Annotated in this window: 16 protein-coding genes; 5 read left to right on the top strand and 11 right to left on the bottom strand. The window is 65.5% G+C overall.

What is annotated here, in order from left to right:
* Nucleotides 1–41: 41 nt before the first annotated feature.
* The 7 genes from araH to R2669_RS10255 all read right to left on the bottom strand — a co-directional run bounded on the left by araH (nucleotide 42) and on the right by R2669_RS10255 (nucleotide 8,796).
* On the bottom strand, nucleotides 42–1,052 hold the full coding sequence (gene araH, locus R2669_RS10285) for an L-arabinose ABC transporter permease AraH (RefSeq protein WP_147214591.1): 1,011 nt from the start codon (nucleotides 1,050–1,052) through the stop codon (nucleotides 42–44).
* A 30-nt stretch (nucleotides 1,053–1,082) separates the two neighbouring features.
* Nucleotides 1,083–2,612 (bottom strand): L-arabinose ABC transporter ATP-binding protein AraG, encoded by a 1,530-nt coding sequence (gene araG, locus R2669_RS10280; protein ID WP_147214564.1) that lies wholly within the window; start codon nucleotides 2,610–2,612, stop codon nucleotides 1,083–1,085.
* A 152-nt stretch (nucleotides 2,613–2,764) separates the two neighbouring features.
* The gene (locus R2669_RS10275; protein WP_316872761.1) at nucleotides 2,765–3,769 is read right to left on the bottom strand and encodes an arabinose ABC transporter substrate-binding protein; all 1,005 of its coding nucleotides are present in this window, start codon (nucleotides 3,767–3,769) and stop codon (nucleotides 2,765–2,767) included.
* A gap of 53 nt (nucleotides 3,770–3,822) precedes the next feature.
* Nucleotides 3,823–4,761: a Gfo/Idh/MocA family protein gene (locus tag R2669_RS10270; RefSeq protein ID WP_316899938.1), complete on the bottom strand. Its 939-nt coding sequence runs from the start codon at nucleotides 4,759–4,761 to the stop codon at nucleotides 3,823–3,825.
* A 2-nt stretch (nucleotides 4,762–4,763) separates the two neighbouring features.
* The gene (locus R2669_RS10265; protein ID WP_316899936.1) at nucleotides 4,764–5,693 is read right to left on the bottom strand and encodes a dihydrodipicolinate synthase family protein; all 930 of its coding nucleotides are present in this window, start codon (nucleotides 5,691–5,693) and stop codon (nucleotides 4,764–4,766) included.
* Between the two features lie 25 nt (nucleotides 5,694–5,718).
* Nucleotides 5,719–7,044: an MFS transporter gene (locus R2669_RS10260; protein ID WP_316890071.1), complete on the bottom strand. Its 1,326-nt coding sequence runs from the start codon at nucleotides 7,042–7,044 to the stop codon at nucleotides 5,719–5,721.
* 15 nt (nucleotides 7,045–7,059) lie between these two features.
* Nucleotides 7,060–8,796: an IlvD/Edd family dehydratase gene (locus tag R2669_RS10255; RefSeq protein WP_316899934.1), complete on the bottom strand. Its 1,737-nt coding sequence runs from the start codon at nucleotides 8,794–8,796 to the stop codon at nucleotides 7,060–7,062.
* A 203-nt stretch (nucleotides 8,797–8,999) separates the two neighbouring features.
* On the opposite strand from R2669_RS10255, the gene R2669_RS10250 reads away from it, so the two are divergent.
* Complete coding sequence (locus R2669_RS10250) at nucleotides 9,000–9,944, top strand: LysR family transcriptional regulator (RefSeq protein WP_316899932.1); 945 nt, start codon at nucleotides 9,000–9,002, stop codon at nucleotides 9,942–9,944.
* Between the two features lie 60 nt (nucleotides 9,945–10,004).
* Here R2669_RS10250 and R2669_RS10245 read toward each other — a convergent pair whose 3' ends face one another.
* From R2669_RS10245 to gcvA, 4 genes are all read right to left on the bottom strand, one after another.
* Nucleotides 10,005–10,604 carry a YidB family protein gene (locus R2669_RS10245; protein WP_102066820.1) on the bottom strand — a complete coding sequence of 200 codons (600 nt, stop codon included), beginning with the start codon at nucleotides 10,602–10,604 and terminating at the stop codon, nucleotides 10,005–10,007.
* An 83-nt stretch (nucleotides 10,605–10,687) separates the two neighbouring features.
* A complete protein-coding gene (locus tag R2669_RS10240; protein ID WP_316899930.1) occupies nucleotides 10,688–11,437 on the bottom strand; it encodes a 16S rRNA (uracil(1498)-N(3))-methyltransferase in 750 nt (249 codons plus the stop codon).
* 48 nt (nucleotides 11,438–11,485) lie between these two features.
* Complete coding sequence (locus tag R2669_RS10235; RefSeq protein ID WP_316899928.1) at nucleotides 11,486–11,905, bottom strand: VOC family protein; 420 nt, start codon at nucleotides 11,903–11,905, stop codon at nucleotides 11,486–11,488.
* 77 nt (nucleotides 11,906–11,982) lie between these two features.
* Nucleotides 11,983–12,909 (bottom strand): transcriptional regulator GcvA, encoded by a 927-nt coding sequence (gene gcvA, locus R2669_RS10230; RefSeq protein ID WP_316899926.1) that lies wholly within the window; start codon nucleotides 12,907–12,909, stop codon nucleotides 11,983–11,985.
* A 175-nt stretch (nucleotides 12,910–13,084) separates the two neighbouring features.
* Between gcvA and R2669_RS10225 the strand changes: the two genes are divergently transcribed.
* The 4 genes from R2669_RS10225 (at nucleotide 13,085) to araG (R2669_RS10210) (ending at nucleotide 17,977) form a co-directional block, all read left to right on the top strand.
* Complete coding sequence (locus R2669_RS10225; RefSeq protein ID WP_316899925.1) at nucleotides 13,085–14,149, top strand: porin; 1,065 nt, start codon at nucleotides 13,085–13,087, stop codon at nucleotides 14,147–14,149.
* Between the two features lie 164 nt (nucleotides 14,150–14,313).
* Nucleotides 14,314–15,327 carry a 2-dehydro-3-deoxygalactonokinase gene (locus tag R2669_RS10220; RefSeq protein ID WP_147215931.1) on the top strand — a complete coding sequence of 338 codons (1,014 nt, stop codon included), beginning with the start codon at nucleotides 14,314–14,316 and terminating at the stop codon, nucleotides 15,325–15,327.
* A 76-nt stretch (nucleotides 15,328–15,403) separates the two neighbouring features.
* Nucleotides 15,404–16,408, top strand: coding sequence for an arabinose ABC transporter substrate-binding protein (locus tag R2669_RS10215; RefSeq protein ID WP_147215933.1), 1,005 nt, complete (start codon nucleotides 15,404–15,406; stop codon nucleotides 16,406–16,408).
* Nucleotides 16,409–16,441: 33 nt separating this feature from the next.
* Nucleotides 16,442–17,977: an L-arabinose ABC transporter ATP-binding protein AraG gene (araG, locus tag R2669_RS10210; protein ID WP_316890065.1), complete on the top strand. Its 1,536-nt coding sequence runs from the start codon at nucleotides 16,442–16,444 to the stop codon at nucleotides 17,975–17,977.
* Nucleotides 17,978–17,985: the final 8 nt, after the last annotated feature.

The following is a 17,985-nucleotide window of genomic DNA, read 5'->3' as shown; positions in this document are numbered from 1 at the left end:
ATGCGGGCTTTTTTGTTGCCGTGTAAAAGCCGAGTGGCGTGTCAGCTTGCCCGCTTGTTGCGGCGAATCCGGTCAAACCACACCGCCAGCAACAGAATGCCGCCGCGGATCAGGTACTGATAGAACGTCGGCACGTTCATCAGGCTCATTGCGTTCTGCACCGACCCCATGATCAGAACGCCGACCAGCACACCCGACACGGTCGCCACCCCGCCCGTGAGCGACACCCCGCCCAGCACGCAGGCCGAGATCACGCCCAGCTCAAGCCCGACGGACGTTTTCGGATCGCCCAGACTCATGCGCGAGGCCAGCATCACCCCGGCAAAGCCGGTTACCAGCCCTTGCAGGACGAACACGGCGATTTTGATGCGTGTGACAGGCAGGCCAGCAAGCAGCGCGGCTTCTTCGTTGCCGCCGACGGCAAGGACGTTCTTGCCGAACACCGTCTTCTTGAGCAGGAAGCCGAACAAGGCGAAACCAACGATGTTGCTCCAGATGGGGTAGGAAATGCCGAGGAAGGATCCGCCGCCCAGGTCGAAGAAGCTCTCTTCGGAAATCATCACCGCGTCGCCGTTGGAGGTGATGAAGGCGAGGCCGCGCACGACTTCCATCATGGCCAGCGTGACGATCAGCGAGTTGATCTGGTAGCGCGCCACCAGCACGCCGTTGACGAGCCCGACCAGGCCGCCCGCCAGCACGCCGGCTCCGACACCAAGCGCCACGCTGTGCGTTGCGGTGATGAGCGTCGATGCCACCACGCCCGCGAAGGCGACGATGGAGGCGACGGACAAGTCCACCTCGCCGAGTGCGAGGACGAACATCATCGTGACGGAAATGGAGCCGATCAGGGTGACGGAGAGCAGCAGGCCCTGGATGTTGCGACTGCTGACGAAGCCCGGCACCGTGAACGCCAGCGCGGTGAATAGCAGGAGGAACACCACGACGATGCCCGATCGGTTGACCAGCTCCCACGTGAGGGCGGCGCGGCTTGGAATGCCGGAGGCGGCTAACGGCGGGCCGCCCGGCACGGATTCGGTGGATGGCGTTTGCATAGGGTCGGTTTCCATGAGGCGTGATTCGCGCTAGCGTGGCAGCGCGAGTTTGATGAGGGTGTCGGGCGAGGCGTGCTCTCTGGGCAGATCGCCGACGATGCGGCCTTGCTTCATCACGAGCACGCGGTCGGCCACGCCGATGACTTCGGCCAGATCGCTCGACACGACGATGACGGTGCGCCCCGCTTCGGCAAGGCCGTAGAGCAGGCTGTAGATTTCGCTGCGGGCGCCGACGTCGATGCCGCGCGTGGGCTCGTCCATCAGGAAGACGTCGATGTCCTCGGCCAGCCAGCGCGAGAGAATCACCTTCTGCTGATTGCCGCCCGACAGCTTGCCGATGGGCGTTTCGCCGTTGCGCGTCTTGATGGCGAGCTTGTCGATGAACGACTGGGTGGTCCGCGCTTCCTGCCGGTTGTTGAGCACGCTGAAGCGGCTGAAGTGGCGCCGGCAACTGATGTTCAGGTTGTCCGAGACCGAAGCGATGGCGACGATGCCTTCCTGCTTGCGGTCTTCCGGGCAGAGCGCGACACCCGCGCGGACCGCATCGCGCGGCGAGTTGAACTGGACGCGCTTGCCGTTCAGGCGAATCTCGCCTGCTGTGGGTTTGACCGCGCCGTAGAGCAGCTTCATCAGCTCGGAGCGCCCTGCGCCCACCAGCCCGAAGAAGCCGACGATTTCGCCTGCATGCGCCCGGAACGATGCGGGTTCGCTCAAGCCGGGCCCCATCAGTCCGCGCACGTCGACCTTCACGCCGCCGAGCGGGCGCGGCTTGTAGCCGTACACGTCCTGGATCGAGCGGCCGACCATGCAGCGGATGAGCCGTTCGCGATCGAGGTTCGCGCCGGCGTTGAACGTGTCGATGTGCCGGCCGTCGCGGAACACGGTCACGCGATCGCACAGTTCGTACACCTCTTCCATGCGATGCGTGACGTAGATGACTGCGCGGCCCTCGGCCTTGAGCGCGCGAATGATGCGGAACAACTGCGTCGTCTCGCGCGAGGAGAGCGAACTCGTGGGTTCGTCAAAGGCGATCACGCGTGCGTCGCGCATCAGCGCCTTGCCGATCTCGATCATCTGGCGCTGGCCGATCGACAGATGCTTGACGGGCTGCGCCGGATCGAGCTTCTCGCCCAGCCGTTCGAGCTCGCGCAGCGCGCGGGCGATCAGCGTCTTCTCGTCGAGCACGCCAAAGCGGTTGGGCAGCGCACCGAGCATCAGGTTTTCCGCCACCGTCAGTTCAGGTACGAGGTGCAGTTCCTGATAGATGATCGCGATGCCCGCCGCAATGGCTGCACGCGTGTTCGTGAACTGCTGCGGCACGCCGTCGAGCGACAGCGTGCCGTTCTCCGGCTGGTTGACGCCCGACAGCACCTTGAGCAGCGTCGACTTGCCCGCGCCGTTTTCGCCCATCAGGCCGTGCACCTCGCCGCGGCGGATGTCGAGCGAGACGTGGTCGAGCGCGAGCACGCCAGGAAAGCGCACGGTGATGCCGTCGAGCTTCAGATACGCGCCAGCGGAAGCGTTCGGCGGGCCGCTCTCTTCAAGTGATTGGACTGTCATCGATTGCCTTTTTTTCGCTGGCCTTGGCGCTGAACCGGTTCACGATCCGTAGCGAGCGGCCCGAGGCTGGCCTGAGAAGCGCAGTCGTACATGGGTACGGCGAGCATCGCAAGGTCAACTGCGAGCCGCGCAGTGGGATCGTGAGCCGGTTCTCAAATGCCCAGTTCCTTGCGCACTTCTTGCCAATTGCTGCGCACCATCAGCTTGCCGGTGGTCTGCGTATCGGCCGGCGGTTGCTTGCCGGTTTTGATCCAGTCGACGAGGTTTGCAGCGCTGTCCTTGCCGTGGTTGGTCGAGCTGACGGCAATCGTGCCGAAGAAGCCTGTCTGCTCCTTCTTCTGGAATTCGGCAAACGCCTCGCCGGCACCGTTGATGCCGACGCCGATCACATCGGCTGCCGGAATGTGCAGTTGCTCGGTGGCACGCACGCCGCCCAGCACGCTCTCTTCATTGAGCGCGAAGATCACCCACTTCTTGATGTTGGCATGCTGCGCCAGCACCGGCGATGCCGCATTGAAGCCGCCAGCGTCGTCGGTCGTCTTTTGCGGCGCGTCGAAGATGTTCTCTTTCTTGAAGCCGCCGGCCAGCAGCGTCTGCGTGGCGCCGTCGGTGCGCAGCTTGGCGGTCGGCAGTTCGTAGTTGGTGATGCGCAGCGCCCCCACTTCCTCGGGCTTCCAGCCGCGGCGCTTCATCTCGTCGGAGATGGCCTGGCCGACCTGGTTGCCGATCTTGAAGGCCGACATGCCCAAGTGCGGCACGTTGGCCAGCGGCTTGCCGGACGAGTCGACGAGCTGATCGTCCACCGTGACGAACTTCATGTTGTAGTGCTTGGCGCGTGCGGAGATGGCTGGCCCGAGGCGCACGTCCGGTGCGCAGATGACGAAGCCCTTGGCACCTTGCGCGCCCAGGTTGTCGATGGCGGCCAGCACCTTTTCACCATCGGGCGTACCGATGTTCACCACCGAAAAACCGTTCTTCTTGCCAAGTTCGGTGGCGGCTTTCTGCTCGTTGATGAACCACGCCTGCTCCGGCATCTTGACCAGGAAGCCGATCTTGAGCGGCTCGTCGGCGTGGGCGGGCAGGCTGGCGGCCAGCGGCGCCAGGCAAAGGGTGGCTGCCAGGGCGGACAGGGTCAGCCGGCGAAGTTTGCGTTGCATGGTTGTCTCCTCGTTGGAATGGCTCTTATGGCACTACGTAAGTCGGCCGTGCATCACGGCACGAACGGATCGATCAGATGGCGCCGACCGAGCAGCATGGCATCGGCGACATGCTGAAGCGGGCGGACATCCACATCGCTTTCACCACTGGCGATCAGTTCGAGAAAGCGTGTGTACAGGCTCGGGTATTCGCGTTCAGGGCCGACGTCGATCTCAGCGCCGTCGATGGTCAATTGCTTGCCGCCTTGGGCGAGCCGCAGCGTGCCGTCGCGCGTGGTCACGTCGATCTGCCATAGCTCGCCCGCGTCATGGCGCCAGTCGAATTCCGCCGCGATGGCCGTGCCGCGTTCATCGGTGAAGGCGAGGTGGGCGGCAATCGGCGTCTGCTGATTGGCGGGCACCCACAGGTCGGCGGACGTCAGAAAGAACGCATGCGGCAGTACGCGGGTCAGGATCGACAGCGCGTTGATGCCCGGGTCGAACACGCCCAGGCCGCCGGGTTCCCAAATCCATGCCTGGTTCGGGTGCCAGCGGCGCACGTCTTCTTTCCATTGCACGTTGACGGAGACAATCGCCCGGCTTGCAAGCCAGTCCCGAGCGGCCTCGACACCGGGCGCGTGGCGCGAGTGCCAGGAGGCGAACAACGTGCAGCGGTTCTGCCGCGCCAGATCAGCGAGGATCGCCACTTCCGACACGCTGGCGCCCGGGGGCTTCTCCAGCATGACGTGCTTGCCGGCGGCGAGTGCCGCCCGGGCCTGGGCAAACCGCACCTGCGGCGGCGTGCACAGAGAGACCGCCCGCAGCGCGGTCTCCTCTGCCAGCATGGCCTCCAGCGTCGTGTAATGCGGCAGGCCCTCAACGCGCGAATGCGGGCTCGCGCAGGCCGCGAGCGAGAAGCCCGGCTGCGCAGCAAGCGCAGGCAGATGCTGATCGCGCGCGATCTTGCCGACGCCGACGATGCCGATCGAAACAGGGGTGGAGTCGCCGTGCATGGTTATCGCCCCCAGCGCAAGACCAGCGGGTCAAGCCGCCGGGCAATGTCGATCAGGCCCCGGCGCGTGTCCGGGTGCATTGCGGGCAGCGGATGGCGCGATGCCTCGCAGGCAATCACGCCGCCTTCCTTCATCAGCGCCTTTGCGGCCAGGATGCCGGCCTGCCGGTTCTCGTGATTGATGAGCGGCAGCCAGCGTTGATACAGATCGAAGGCGAGATCGTGCTGCCCTTGGGCGTGCGCCTCGATGATCGGCCGGATGCCGTCGGGATACGCGCCGCCGGTCATGCTGCCCGTGGCGCCGGCATCGAGATCGGCCAGCAGCGTGATGGCCTCTTCGCCGTCCCAGGGGCCTTCGATGGCGTCGCCGCCGAGGCGGATCAGCTCGCGCAGCTTGGCCGCCGCCCCGGGCGTTTCGATCTTGAAGTAGGCGACCTGCTCGATCTCGCGGGCCACGCGCGCGAGGAATGCCGCAGACAGCACAGTGCCGCTGGCCGGCGCATCCTGAATCATGATCGGAATGCCGACGGCATCCGACACGCGCGCAAAGAATTCGTAGATCTGCGTTTCGGGCACGCGGAAGGTGGCGCCGTGGTAGGGCGGCATCACCATCAGCATGGCGGCGCCCATGTCCTGCGCGCGACGGCTGCGTTGCGCACAGACCTGCGTGCTGTAGTGCGACGTGGTGACGATCACCGGTACGCGGCCCGCTACGTGTTCCAGCGCGGTGCGGGTGAGGGCTTCGCGTTCGTCGTCCGACAGCGAGAACTGCTCGGAGAAATTGGCGAGGATGCACAGGCCATCGGAGCCGGCGTCGATCATGAAATCGATGGCGCGCTTCTGGCTGGCAAGGTCGAGTTCGCCGGTTTCCGTGAACGTGGTGGGCACCACCGGAAAGATGCCTTGGTAGCGCGGCTTGCTGTTGCGGGTCATGAAATCGTGAAGTCGGGAACGGGTGTCAGGAGAGGTGCTGGCGTGCGCCCAGCACGGCGCGAACGATGAACGTCATCACCACGGCAAATGCCAGCGCGGCGGCAAGGAAGTACAGACCGGCAGACAGGCTGCCTGTGGCGTTCTTGAGGATGCCCATGCCATAGGGGCCGAGGTAACCGCCCAGGTTGGACAGCGAGTTGATGGTTGCGATGCCCACGGCGGCGCTCGTGCCGGTCAGGAAGTGTCCCGGCAGCGTCCACAGCACGGCCTGGATTGCATAGGCGGAAAACGCGAACAGGCAGAGGCACGCCAGTTGCAGCGCGGGCGTTTGAACCCATGCGCTGGCCGCCATGCCGAGCGCGGCCAGCGCCGACAGAATGGCGATGTGCCAGTAGCGCTCGCCCGTGCGGTCCGAATGGCGCGGCACCAGGTACAAGCCCAGCACGGCAAACAGATAGGGCACAGCCGACAGCAAACCGGTGGCGGCATCGCTCACGCCAAACTGCTTGATGATCGTCGGCAGCCACAGCGAGAGGCCGTAGATGCTCAGCGGAAACGGTAGAAACAGCAGCGCCAGCATCAGCACCCGCACATCCTTGAGCGCCTTGAGCGGGCTACCGTGCGATTTCAGCGCATAGGCGGCCTGGTCTGCGGCCAGCTCACGTTCGATCCACGCGCGGTCTGCAGCGGGCAGCCAGCGCGCATGCGCGGGGGATTCCGGCAGGATACGCAGCGTCGGCACACACAGCAGCGTGGCCGGCAGGCCGCTGACCACGAACAGCATCTGCCAGCTCGACATGCCGAAGAGCCCCGGCACCGACAGCAGCCACCCCGCCAACGGGCCGGTGATGATGAGCGCGACGGGCTGCGCCAGCACCAGCAAGCCGACGATGCGCGCACGGTGGCGCATCGGAAACCACTTGGTCAGGAAATACAGAATGCCGGGGTACAGGCCGGCCTCGGCCGCACCGAGGAGGAAGCGCAGCACATAGAAGCTGACCGGGCCGCTGACCAGCGCCATGGCCATGGTGATGACGCCCCACGTGAACAGAATGCGCGCAAACCAGCGGCGTGCGCCAAAGCGTTCGAGTGCCAGGTTGCTCGGCACCTCGCATAGGAAATAGCCGATGAAGAACAGGCCCGCCCCCAGACCGTAGGCAGCGTCACCGATGCCCACTGCGGCGTTCATATGCAGCTTGGCGAACCCGACCACGGAGCGATCGATATACGCCACCACGTAGATCAGCGCGAGGAACGGCATCAGCTTGCGCGCGAGCATGCGGATGATGCGCTGCTCCTCCGATGCATCGGCCGAAGTCGGAGCGGCGCCTGCGGTTTGGGAGATGTCCATCGGTCTTTCCTCGGCTCAGTGCGAGTGGCGCGGCACGGCGGCGCCACGGCAGCCGACCAGGAAATCGAGGTCGCAGCCCTCGTCGGCTTGCAGCACGTGATTGACGTACAGGCGCTGGTAGCCGCCGTCTTCACCATGGGAGCGAGGTGCCTGATAGGCCGCCATGCGGCGCGCCAGTTCGGCGTCGTCGATATCAAGGTGCAGCGTGCCGGCCTCGCAGTCGAGTTCGATCCAGTCGCCGTCCTGCACCGCGGCCAGCGGCCCGCCAGCGGCAGCCTCGGGCGCGACGTGCAGCACGACCGTTCCGTAGGCGGTGCCGCTCATGCGCGCGTCGGAAACGCGGACCATGTCCTTCACGCCCTGGCGCAGCAGCTTGGGGGGCAGGCCCATGTTGCCCACCTCGGCCATGCCCGGATAGCCCTTCGGCCCGCAGTTCTTCATCACCAGCACGGAGCTGGCGTCCACGTCCAAGGTCTCGTCGACGATGCGTTCCTTGTAGTGTTCGAGGTTTTCGAACACGACCGCGCGGCCGCGATGCCTGAGCAATTCCGGACTGGCCGCCGACGGCTTGAGCACCGCACCGCGCGGCGCGAGATTGCCGCGCAGCACGCGAATGCCACCATCGTCGATCAGCGGATTGGTGAGCGGCCGGATGACTTCGTCGTCGGTGATGGGCGCGGTTTTGACGTTCTCCCACAGCGTCTTGCCGTTGACCGTCAACGCATCGGGGTGCGGCAGAAGCTTGGCCTCGCCAAGGCGGCGCAGCACGGCAGGCAGGCCGCCGGCGTAATAGAACTCTTCCATCAGGAAGCGCCCCGAGGGCATCAGGTCGACGATGGTCGGTGTGTCCCGGCCGATGCGCGACCAGTCTTCCAGCTCAAGCGGCACGCCGATGCGCCCGGCAATCGCCTTGAGGTGGATCACCGCGTTGGTGGAGCCGCCAATCGCCGCGTTGACGCGGATGGCGTTCTCGAATGCAGCGCGCGTGAGGATCTTGGATAGCGTCAGCCCTTGCAGCGCCATCTCGACGATGCGGATGCCGGACATATGCGCAAGCACGTAGCGCCGCGCGTCCACTGCCGGAATGGCGGCGTTGTGCGGCAGCGATGTGCCGAGCGCTTCGGCCATGCAGGCCATGGTGGACGCCGTGCCCATCGTGTTGCACGTGCCGGCCGAGCGCGACATCCCCGCCTCGGCGGACAGGAAGTGATGCAGGTCGATCTCGCCGGCCTTGAGCGATTCGTGCAGCTGCCACACCGCGGTGCCCGAGCCGATGTTCTTGCCGTCGAGCTTGCCATTGAGCATCGGCCCGCCCGTCACGACGATGGCCGGCACGTCGCAGCTTGCCGCGCCCATCAGCAGGGCGGGCGTGGTCTTGTCGCAGCCGGTGAGCAGCACCACCGCGTCGATCGGGTTGCCGCGAATCGCCTCTTCCACATCCATGGCGGCGAGGTTGCGCGTGAGCATGGCGGTCGGGCGCAGGTTCGATTCGCCGTTGGAGAACACCGGAAACTCCACCGGAAACCCGCCCGCCTCGTAAATGCCGCGCTTGACGTGTTCGGCCAGCTTGCGGAAATGCGCGTTGCACGGCGTCAGTTCCGACCAGGTATTGCAGATGCCGATGATCGGGCGTCCGTCGAATTCGTGGTCGGGGATGCCCTGGTTCTTCATCCAGCTTCGGTACATGAAGCCGTTCTTATCGGCGGTGCCGAACCATTCGGCCGAGCGCAGCTTGGGTTTCGATTCCGACATGGGTGCGTGTGTTACGGACGTGGTTGTCGAAGCGCGCGCGTCGACTGGCAGCGCGGCACTACTTGCAGGCCGCGCGGCACGTCCGTTGTCTCCGGTGTGGTTGTGGTTTTTTGATCGGACCGAGTGTACGGAGCGCCCTGATATCCTTCCAATGAAATATTGGCCGTGACCGATATCCGATTTGATATCTCGAGGAAGACCCGATGTCGAACAGCCCCTGGTATGTCCGTGCGCGCCTGAAGACGCGACAACTGCTGCTGCTGATTGCCCTGGCCGAGGAGGGCAACATCCACCGGGCGGCCGCCGCGCTGAACATGACGCAGCCCGCCGCCTCCAAGCTGCTGCGCGAGCTGGAAGCCATGCTGGATGTGCAACTGTTCGAGCGCATGCCGCGCGGCATGCGGCCCACGCGCTATGGCGATGCGCTGATCCGGCACGCGCGCGCAGTCGTCGGCAGCCTGGACCAGGCGCAGGAGGAGGTGCTTGGGCTGAAGGCTGGTCACCTGGGGCACGTGGCGGTGGGCACCATCACATCGCCCGGCGTGCGGCTGTTGCCGCCGGTGGTGGCGCAGATCACGCGCGAGCATCCGGGGCTGCGGGTGTCGCTTGAAATCGAAAGCAGCAATGTGCTGCTCGAACGCCTGGCGCAGGACAAGCTCGACCTGGTGGTCGGTCGCCTGTTTGCCGAACACGACAAACTGCACCTGCGCTACGAGCCGCTAGCCGACGAACCGGTGGTGGCGGTGGCGCGGCCCGGCCATCCGCTGCTGGCAGAACCATCGCTGACCTTGGCCGATGTGCAGCCCGCCACCTGGGTGGTGCCGCCCATCGGCAGCGTGCTGCGTCACCGGTTCGATTTGATGTTCCAGCGGGAGAGCCTGACAGCGCCGTCCAGCGTGGTCGAAACCTCCGCGCTGCTCTTCCTGACGCGCATCCTCGAGCAGAGCGACATGCTGGCCGTGATCGGCACCGATGTCGCGCAGTACTACGCGTCGTATCGGATGCTGGCGATTCTTCCGCTGCCGATGCCGTGCCAGATGGACGACTTCGGCATCATCACGCGCACGGACCGCTTGTTGTCGCCGGCAGCGCTGCATGTGGTGCAGGCGCTGCGCGATGCGGGCCGAACGGCCTACGGCGCCGGCTGACTGCCTGGGCTAAAAAAGAAAGCCCGCAATTGCGGGCTTTTTTCTGTGTGGAGATGACGTTCAGGCCGCCGGCACAGCGCCCTGCGGCGTGAGGTGATTGACGGCTTCGGGCAGGCCTTCGGCGAGCTGGCTGGCGAGATCGCCTTCGTTGATGCCGAAGTTGGCCGCCAGTTTCGACACCTCCTCCAGCGCACCCGTGCCGCTCAGTGCCTGCGTGATCTGTTCGCCCGACACCGGCAGGTTCTGACCATTGCCGATCCACGATTTGACCTGTTCGCCCAGACCGGCTTGTTCCAGGATCTGCTGCAGCGGCCCAAGGCCACTGACCGCCGCCTGATCCGCATTGCCGCTGCCGCCGCCCAGCAAACCGCCGAGCAGACCGCCAAGGCCGCCGGCCCCACCAGCACCGCCGAGCAGACTGCCCAGCGCGCCGGCACCGCCTGCTGCACCAAGCAAGCCACCGAGCGAACCGAACAGGCCGCCGCCCTGATCTTCCTGCCCTTGCGGCGCGGCCGCATCGCCCGCGCCTTGCGACTTGTGCTTCATTGCCAGATAGGCCAGCACGCCCACGGCCAGCAGCACTTTCTTGTTGCCCAGCAAGGACGATTGCGCGCCGCTGGCGTCATTGCCGCCGCCGAGAATCGAATCGAGTAGACCCATGATGAAGCTCCTTTGGTCAATGGCGGGCAGGGGGGGATAAGGCCCGCCGGGGGATCAAACGGTCAGTGTTTCGTCGCGAGAACTTAGAACTCGCCGAGCACGGCGTGCAGCGCGGAGACGGCAACAAGCGCCGCCGATTCCGTTCTCAGAATACGTCGCCCGAGTGTCAGTGGTAAGAAACCGGCAGCCTCGGCAAGCGCTTCCTCGTCGGGCGAGAGGCCACCCTCGGGGCCGATCAGCAGGAGGATGCCGCTGCCTTCGATGTGCGTGCGCGACTGCACCGCCCACTGCGTGAGCGACTGCGTGCCGCGCGGTGACAGCAACACGCGCGGCGCATCGGTCGACTTGGCGGCGGCAAGCCATTCGCGCAGCGTGGCGACCGGCGCGACCGCCGGCACGCGGGCGCGTCCGCATTGCTCGCAGGCGGCCTGCACCAGTGCTTGCCAGTGCTGCACGCGCTTGGCGGCACGCTCGCCGGAGAGTCGCACCACGCCGCGTTCGGTCTGCAGCGGCGCGACGGCATTGACGCCCAGTTCGACGGCCTTTTCGATGAGCCAATCCATCTTGTCGCCGCCGGCAATGCCTTGCGCAAGCGTGATGGCGTAGCGCGTTTCGGTGTCAGGCTGCGTGGCGTCGGCAAGGCTGGCAGTGGCATCGCGCTTGTTGATGGCGTCGAGCCGCGCACGGAATTCGTGGCCGGAGCCATTGAACAGGCAGACGTCATCGCCAGCGGCCAGGCGCAGTACGTGGATGTGGCGCGTGACGGACTCGTCCAGCGTGACGGTGGTATTGGGGGCGAGCGGCGTATCGACGAAAAAACGGGGAAGCCCCATTACTGCAATCCTTGTTGTGAATCGGTCAGGCGATCCGGCGATGAGCGATCAGGCTGTGGCAGGGCGGCAGGCAAGGCCCCAGCGGTAGCCATCGGGATCGCGCACGGCGGCGTAGCGTTCGCCCCAGAAGGCGTCGTGCGGCGCCATGATGGACGCGGCGCCTTGGTCGAGCGCGTGCTGGTACACGGTGTCGACGTCGTCGCAATAGAGGTGGAAGTTCTGCGGGCATTCAAAGCCGGCGCCGGCCGGGGCTTTGGCGGTGGAGCCGAAGGCGCCTTCGGGCGCAAACATCAGCATGAGCTGGCCCTGGTACGTCATCTCGACGTGGATCGGGCGGCCATGGTCGTGCACCTCATCCTGCACACCGAAACCGAACGCGTTGCGATAGAAGGCGATGGCGGCCGAGGCGTCGCGCACGGTCAGGTACGGGACGAGCCACGGCGTGTTGGCGGGGCGGGGGAAGCTCATGGCGGGCTCCTTCTTCGGCGCGATGCAACCAGGGACGAGTAGTGTAGAGCGCCGGCCGCACCACAATCAAAAAGAAATCAAAACACCTCGCCTGGCGCGAGTTCATTGCGGGCGCGCCCACCGCTGCGGGCAACTTCGTCGACGAGCCATTGGCGAAACAGTGCAAAGCCTGCGTGTTCGGCGGCCTGGTGCGGATAGATCAGGTAGTACGACAGACGCAGCGAGGCTTCGGTCGCAAGCGGCCGCATCAGGCGTCCGGCGGCGATGTCGTATTCGACGAGGATGCCCTGGCCGAGCGCCACGCCTTGGCCGTCAATGGCGGCCTGCAGGGCCATCAGCGCCTCGGAAAACGCCGGCCCGCGCGTGGCGTCGATGTGGGGAACACCCACCTCGTCAAGCCATTGCCGCCACGTCGGATGGTGCGCGAGATGGCGTCCGCCGCGCTCGTGCAGCAGCGTCTGCGTGGCCAGGTCCTGCGGCATGCGGATGGCGGCCTGCAGCGTGGCGTTGCACACGGGGAAGAAATCGGTGGAGGTGAACCACTCGACGCGAAGGTTGGGCGCATTGACTTGCCGGTCGTCGATGCATAGATCGAACTGGCCGTGGTCCTGCACATCGGCGGTGGAGACCTCGACGCGCACATGCGGATGCTGGTTGAAGAAGCGGTACAGCCGCGGCACCAGCCACTTGGCGCCGAAGGTTGGCGGCACGGCCACGCGCAGGGGCGCGTCGGCGGTGTCCATCAAGAGGTCGGTGGCTTGTTCGAGCGCACGCAGCGCGTCGCGCACGCGGGGCAGGTAGTTTTCGCCGGCGTCTGTGAGCGTGAGCTGGTTGTTGCGGCGCGCGAAGAGCTTTTTCCCCAGATGATCTTCGAGCTGTTTGATCTGGTGGCTGACGGCCGCATTCGTCACGCAAAGCTCGTCGGCGGCCCGGCTGAAACTCAGGTGTCGGCCCGCGACTTCAAAGACGCGCAACGCATTAAGGGGAGGAAGGCGCCGTGGCATGCGTTCTCGTTAAGAAAAATTTAACGTCTAACGAAGAATTTGTAGTTTGCCACGTTAAGGCGGCCCCGACTACAAATGCGCCTGGGGACGGTGACGATGCCTGGTGTGTGCCTCCAGCGATCTCAAACCGCGCGCCGCACCGGACCCCGCCTACAAAAACATTTCAGGAGACGTCATGAATCGAACCACCGCTGTTCGCGGGATGCTGGCGTGCGGCCTTGCGCTCGCTGGCTGGACCGCTCCCGCCCTCGCACAAACCAACGTCACGCTGTACGGCCGCGTCGCCAGCGGCATCGACTACCAGAACAACGTCGCCCCCACCGCGACCTCGCCGGGCGGCAGCCTCTGGCGCGCGGCCGACAACCAGTGGGGGACCAGCATGTTCGGGTTCATGGGCAAGGAAGATCTGGGCGGTGGCCTGCAGGCGCTCTTCCGGCTCGAATCCGGCTTTGGCGCGGCGCAAGGCCGGACCAACGGCGATGCGCTCTTCAACCGCCGTTCGTACGTCGGCCTGTCCAGCCCGACCTGGGGCACGTTGACGGCCGGTAAGAACCTCTTCATCAGCAACGACGTCTGGTTCCTCGACCCGACCGGCCAGCAGTTCATCGGCTCGGCCACGCTGGTGCGCGGGCGCAACTGGCCGGGCGCCAACAACATCGTCGAATATCAAAGCCCGACCTGGGGCGGCTTCCAGATCGGCCTGCAGACGGGCTTGGGCGAGCAGCCGGGCTCCTTCACCAACAGCCGCCGCGATGGCGTATCGGCCGTCTACAAGACGGGCCCGCTGGAAGTACGCGCGATCTACGACGTGATCCGCGACGGCAACGGCAAGTTCAGCGACATCTTCAACTTCTCGAAGGAAGCGACGATCGGCGGCACGTACACCATCGGCAAGGCGAAGCTGTTTGCCGCGTATGAAAACCTGTCGGCGCCGGATGCCGCGGCGGGTGCCCCGACCAAGGCGAACCACTACTGGCTGGGCATCAACTACGAAGTCACGCCGGCGCTGACGCTGATCGGCGCGGCCTACCGCGTCAACGTCAACCACGGCGGCGGCAACGCCAACCTGTTCATGGCCGGCGCGAACTACAACCTGTCCAAGCGCACGATGCTGTACGCGAGCGTGGGCACGGTGCAGAACAGCTCCACCGCCAATTTCTCAGTGGAAGCGACCAACAACAACCCGGCCCCGGGCAAGAACCAGCTGGGTGCCTATACGGGTATCGTTCACTCGTTCTAAAAAACCGCTCATGATCCCGCTGTGCGCCCCGAACTTCACTGCGCGCGCCGCTGTCTTCAGCGATGGCGGCGCTTTCCGGGTCAACCTCGGGCCGCTTGCTGCGGGATCATGAAACGGTTTTTCGCCTCGGGCCCCGTCCCACGTCACACCAAGCAATGCCACGCATGAACATCCTCACCATCGATACCGGTACCACCAACACACGCGTCACGGTCTGGCGCGATGACGTTGCGCTTTGCCAGGCTGCGCGCCAGGTTGGCGTGCGCGATACCGCCATCACCGGCAACCGGACGACGCTGCAGCGCGGCGTGCAAGACACGATCGAAGCTGCGCTGCAGAAGGCCGGGTTTGGCATGAGCCAGGTCGACTTGGTGCTGGCGTCCGGCATGATCACCTCCAACGTCGGGCTGCACGAAGTCCCGCACCTGATGGCACCGGCTGGCCTGCGCGACCTGGCGGCCGGGATGGTGCAGGCGAGCATCCCCGAGGTGTGCCCCCAGCCGATCTGGTTCGTGCCGGGCGTGCGCAATCCGGTGGACAACCTCGGCCTGCACAACATCGAGTCGATGGACATGATGCGCGGCGAAGAGGTCGAGACCATGGGTTTGGTCTCGCGCCTTGGCATCACCGAACCGGCGGTGATCGTGCTGCCGGGCTCGCACTCGAAGTTCGTGCATCTGGACGCCGACCAGCGCATCACCGGCTGTGTGACCACGCTGGCCGGCGAGCTGCTCCACGTGATCACGCACAACACCATCCTGGCCGACGCGCTCGACTCCGACTTCGCCACCGAGGTCGATCCGGAAATGTTGCTCGCGGGCGCGCGCAGTGCCAGCAGCATCGGTCTGGGGCGCGCCTGCTTCATGGTGCGCACGCTGGGGCAGTTCACGATCTACGAGCGCAATGCGCGGGCCAACTTCCTGCTGGGCGCCGTGCTGGGCGCGGATCTGCTCACGCTCAAGAACAGCAGCGCGATCCGCATGAACCCGGGCACGCAGTTCGTCATCACTGGCAAGCCGCTGTTGCGCGAGGCGCTGGCCGTGCTGGTGTCGGACGACGATTTCTTCTCGGGCAAGGTCACCGTCACCAGCAGTGAACAGCAGGAACACCTGGCCGGCAGCGGCGCGATCGCCATCGCACGCGAGCGCGGCCTGGTCAAAACCTTGAAGGTGGCGTAAGCCGGGCGCGCACGCCATTCCATCTTTCATCCAACCCAGAACAGATGCCGCAAAGACGGCGTCGCAAGGAGACAATATGCAACAACAACGACGCGGGACATTCAAGGCCATTGCGGCCGCCACGCTGTTCGCCATGGCCGGCGGCCTTTCGGTGTTTGCCCATGCAGCCGATGACGTGAAGATCGGCTTCCTGGTCAAGCAGCCCGAAGAGCCGTGGTTCCAGGACGAATGGAAGTTCGCAGATCAGGCCGCCAAGGAAAAGGGCTTCAAGCTGGTGAAGATCGGCGTGCCCAGCGGCGGCGAAGTCCTGACCGCCATCGACAACCTGGGCGCGCAGCACGCGCAGGGTTTCGTGATTTGCGTGCCCGACGTGAAGCTCGGGCCGGCGGTCGTGGCCAAGGCCAAGCAGAACAACCTCAAGCTGATGACGGTGGATGACCGCTTGGTCGATGGCGCAGGCAAGCCGATCGAGTCGGTGCCGCACATGGGCATCTCGGCCACGAAGATCGGCGAACAGGTGGGCGACGCCATCGCGCAGGAGATGAAGAAGCGCGGCTGGAACCTGTCGGAGGTGGGTGCCATCCGCATTGCCTATGACCAGCTGCCGACCGCCAAGGAACGCACCGACGGCGCAGTCGCCGCGCTCACCAAGGCGGGCTTCCCGGCCGCCAACGTGTTGACCAGCCCGCAGGCCAAGACGGATACCGAGGCCGCCTTCAACGCCGCCAACATCACGCTGACGAAGAACCCGAAGTTCAAGCACTGGATCGCCTTCGGCCTCAATGACGAAGCCGTGCTGGGCGCCGTGCGCGCAGCGGAAGGCCACGGCGTGAAGCCGGCCGACATCATCGGCGTGGGCATCGGCGGCAGCCAGTCGGCGCTCAACGAGTTCGCCAAGCCCGAGAAGACCGGCTTCTTCGGCACCGTGCTGATCAGCCCGAAGCGTCACGGCTACGAGACCTCGGTGAACATGTACGAGTGGATCAAGAACAACAAGGCGCCGGATCCGCTCATCCTGACCAGCGGCCGCCTGATGACGCGCGACAACGAAAAGGCCGTCCGCCAAGAGATGGGTCTGTGATTTTGCGGATGACGTTGTTGAAGGAGACTTGCCATGTCGGCGTTTCTTGAGTTTCGTGGCATCAGCAAGGTGTTTCCGGGTGTGCGGGCGCTGTCCGATGTGTCGTTCGGCATCGAATGCGGTCGCGTGCACGGCTTGCTGGGCGAGAACGGCGCGGGCAAGTCGACGCTGTTGAAGATTCTGGGCGGCGACTATCAGCCCGATGGCGGGCAGATCGTCGTCGAGGGAAAGCCGACGACGTTTCCGACCACGCGCGCGGCGCTGGACGCCGGTATTGCCGTCATCCACCAGGAATTGCAGACGGTGCCCGAGCTGACGGTGATGGACAACCTGCTGCTCGGCCACCTGCCGGCCAGCGGCGGGTTCATCCGCCAGCGCGAGGCGATGGCCTGGACGCGCGAGCAGCTCGGCCGCATCGGCGTCGACCTGGACCCGCGCGCCAAGCTGAAACATCTGTCGATCGGCCAGCGCCAGATGGTCGAGATCTGCAAGGCGATCCTGCGCGATGCGCGCGTGATTGCGCTGGACGAGCCGACGAGTTCCTTGTCGATCCGGGAGACCGACATCCTGTTCCGCCTCGTGAAAGACCTGCGCGCGCAGGGCCGTGCGCTGATCTACATCTCGCACCGGCTCGATGAGATTTTCGAGCTGTGCGATGGCTGCACGATCTTCCGCGACGGCCGCAAGGTGGCGGATTTCCCGTCGATGGCCAACGTCACGCGTGACGAGCTGGTGGCGCAGATGGTCGGCCGCCAGATCGACGACATCTTCGACTACCGCGCGCGGCCGCTGGGCGAGGTGCGCTTGCAGGTGGATGGCCTGATGGGCCCGAAGCTGGCCGAGCCGGCAAGCCTGTCCGTACGCCGCGGCGAAATCGTCGGCCTTTTCGGGCTGGTGGGCGCAGGGCGCTCGGAGCTGGCGCGATTGATCTACGGGGCCGATCGCAAGACGGCGGGCAGCATCACGCTCGATGGCGCGCCGATCCGCATCCGGGATGTGGCCGACGCCATCCGCCAGGGCATCGTCCTGTGCCCGGAAGACCGCAAGGAGGAGGGCATCATCGGCTGCCGGTCGGTGTCGGAAAACATCAACATCAGCTGCCGGCGCAACCAGCGCCGCTTCGGCCTGTTCGTCAATGACCGGCAGGAAGCGAAGACGGCCGATCACTACATCACGCGCCTGCGCATCAAGACGCCCAACCGCGAGCAGCCGATCCGCCTGCTGTCGGGCGGCAATCAGCAGAAGGCCATCCTGGCGCGCTGGCTGGCCGAAGACGACATGCGCGTGTTGATCATCGACGAGCCCACGCGCGGCATCGATGTCGGTGCCAAGAACGAGATCTACCAGGTGCTGTACGAGCTGGCCGAACGCGGCGTGGCCGTGCTGATGATTTCCAGCGAGCTGCCGGAAATACTCGGTGTGGCCGACCGCGTGCTGGTGATGAGCGAAGGCCGCATCGCCGGCGAATTGCCGCGCGAACAGGCCAACGAGCAAGCCGTGCTCAAGCTCGCGCTGCGGCCAGAGTCCGCGCCGTTGCCGTCCGCACCTTTGCCGCCGCTGGCGGCATGAGAACCCCG

Origin of the sequence: Ralstonia edaphi (assembly GCF_958350185.1) — a bacterium.
GTDB lineage: Bacteria > Pseudomonadota > Gammaproteobacteria > Burkholderiales > Burkholderiaceae > Ralstonia > Ralstonia edaphi.
Note: the sequence above shows the minus strand (reverse complement) of the source record. Positions and strands in the feature narration are given on the sequence as shown.

Coding starts and splice junctions, on each gene's coding strand:
- R2669_RS10225 (WP_316899925.1), top strand. CDS start 13,085: ATGAATCGAACCACCGCTGTTCGCGGGATGCTGGCGTGCGGCCTTGCG.
- R2669_RS10220 (WP_147215931.1), top strand. CDS start 14,314: ATGAACATCCTCACCATCGATACCGGTACCACCAACACACGCGTCACG.
- R2669_RS10250 (WP_316899932.1), top strand. CDS start 9,000: ATGTCGAACAGCCCCTGGTATGTCCGTGCGCGCCTGAAGACGCGACAA.
- R2669_RS10245 (WP_102066820.1), bottom strand. CDS start 10,604: ATGGGTCTACTCGATTCGATTCTCGGCGGCGGCAATGACGCCAGCGGC.
- araG (WP_316890065.1), top strand. CDS start 16,442: ATGTCGGCGTTTCTTGAGTTTCGTGGCATCAGCAAGGTGTTTCCGGGT.
- R2669_RS10235 (WP_316899928.1), bottom strand. CDS start 11,905: ATGAGCTTCCCCCGCCCCGCCAACACGCCGTGGCTCGTCCCGTACCTG.
- araG (WP_147214564.1), bottom strand. CDS start 2,612: ATGACAGTCCAATCACTTGAAGAGAGCGGCCCGCCGAACGCTTCCGCT.
- R2669_RS10240 (WP_316899930.1), bottom strand. CDS start 11,437: ATGGGGCTTCCCCGTTTTTTCGTCGATACGCCGCTCGCCCCCAATACC.
- R2669_RS10265 (WP_316899936.1), bottom strand. CDS start 5,693: ATGACCCGCAACAGCAAGCCGCGCTACCAAGGCATCTTTCCGGTGGTG.
- R2669_RS10255 (WP_316899934.1), bottom strand. CDS start 8,796: ATGTCGGAATCGAAACCCAAGCTGCGCTCGGCCGAATGGTTCGGCACC.
- R2669_RS10275 (WP_316872761.1), bottom strand. CDS start 3,769: ATGCAACGCAAACTTCGCCGGCTGACCCTGTCCGCCCTGGCAGCCACC.
- R2669_RS10215 (WP_147215933.1), top strand. CDS start 15,404: ATGCAACAACAACGACGCGGGACATTCAAGGCCATTGCGGCCGCCACG.
- R2669_RS10270 (WP_316899938.1), bottom strand. CDS start 4,761: ATGCACGGCGACTCCACCCCTGTTTCGATCGGCATCGTCGGCGTCGGC.
- gcvA (WP_316899926.1), bottom strand. CDS start 12,909: ATGCCACGGCGCCTTCCTCCCCTTAATGCGTTGCGCGTCTTTGAAGTC.
- araH (WP_147214591.1), bottom strand. CDS start 1,052: ATGCAAACGCCATCCACCGAATCCGTGCCGGGCGGCCCGCCGTTAGCC.
- R2669_RS10260 (WP_316890071.1), bottom strand. CDS start 7,044: ATGGACATCTCCCAAACCGCAGGCGCCGCTCCGACTTCGGCCGATGCA.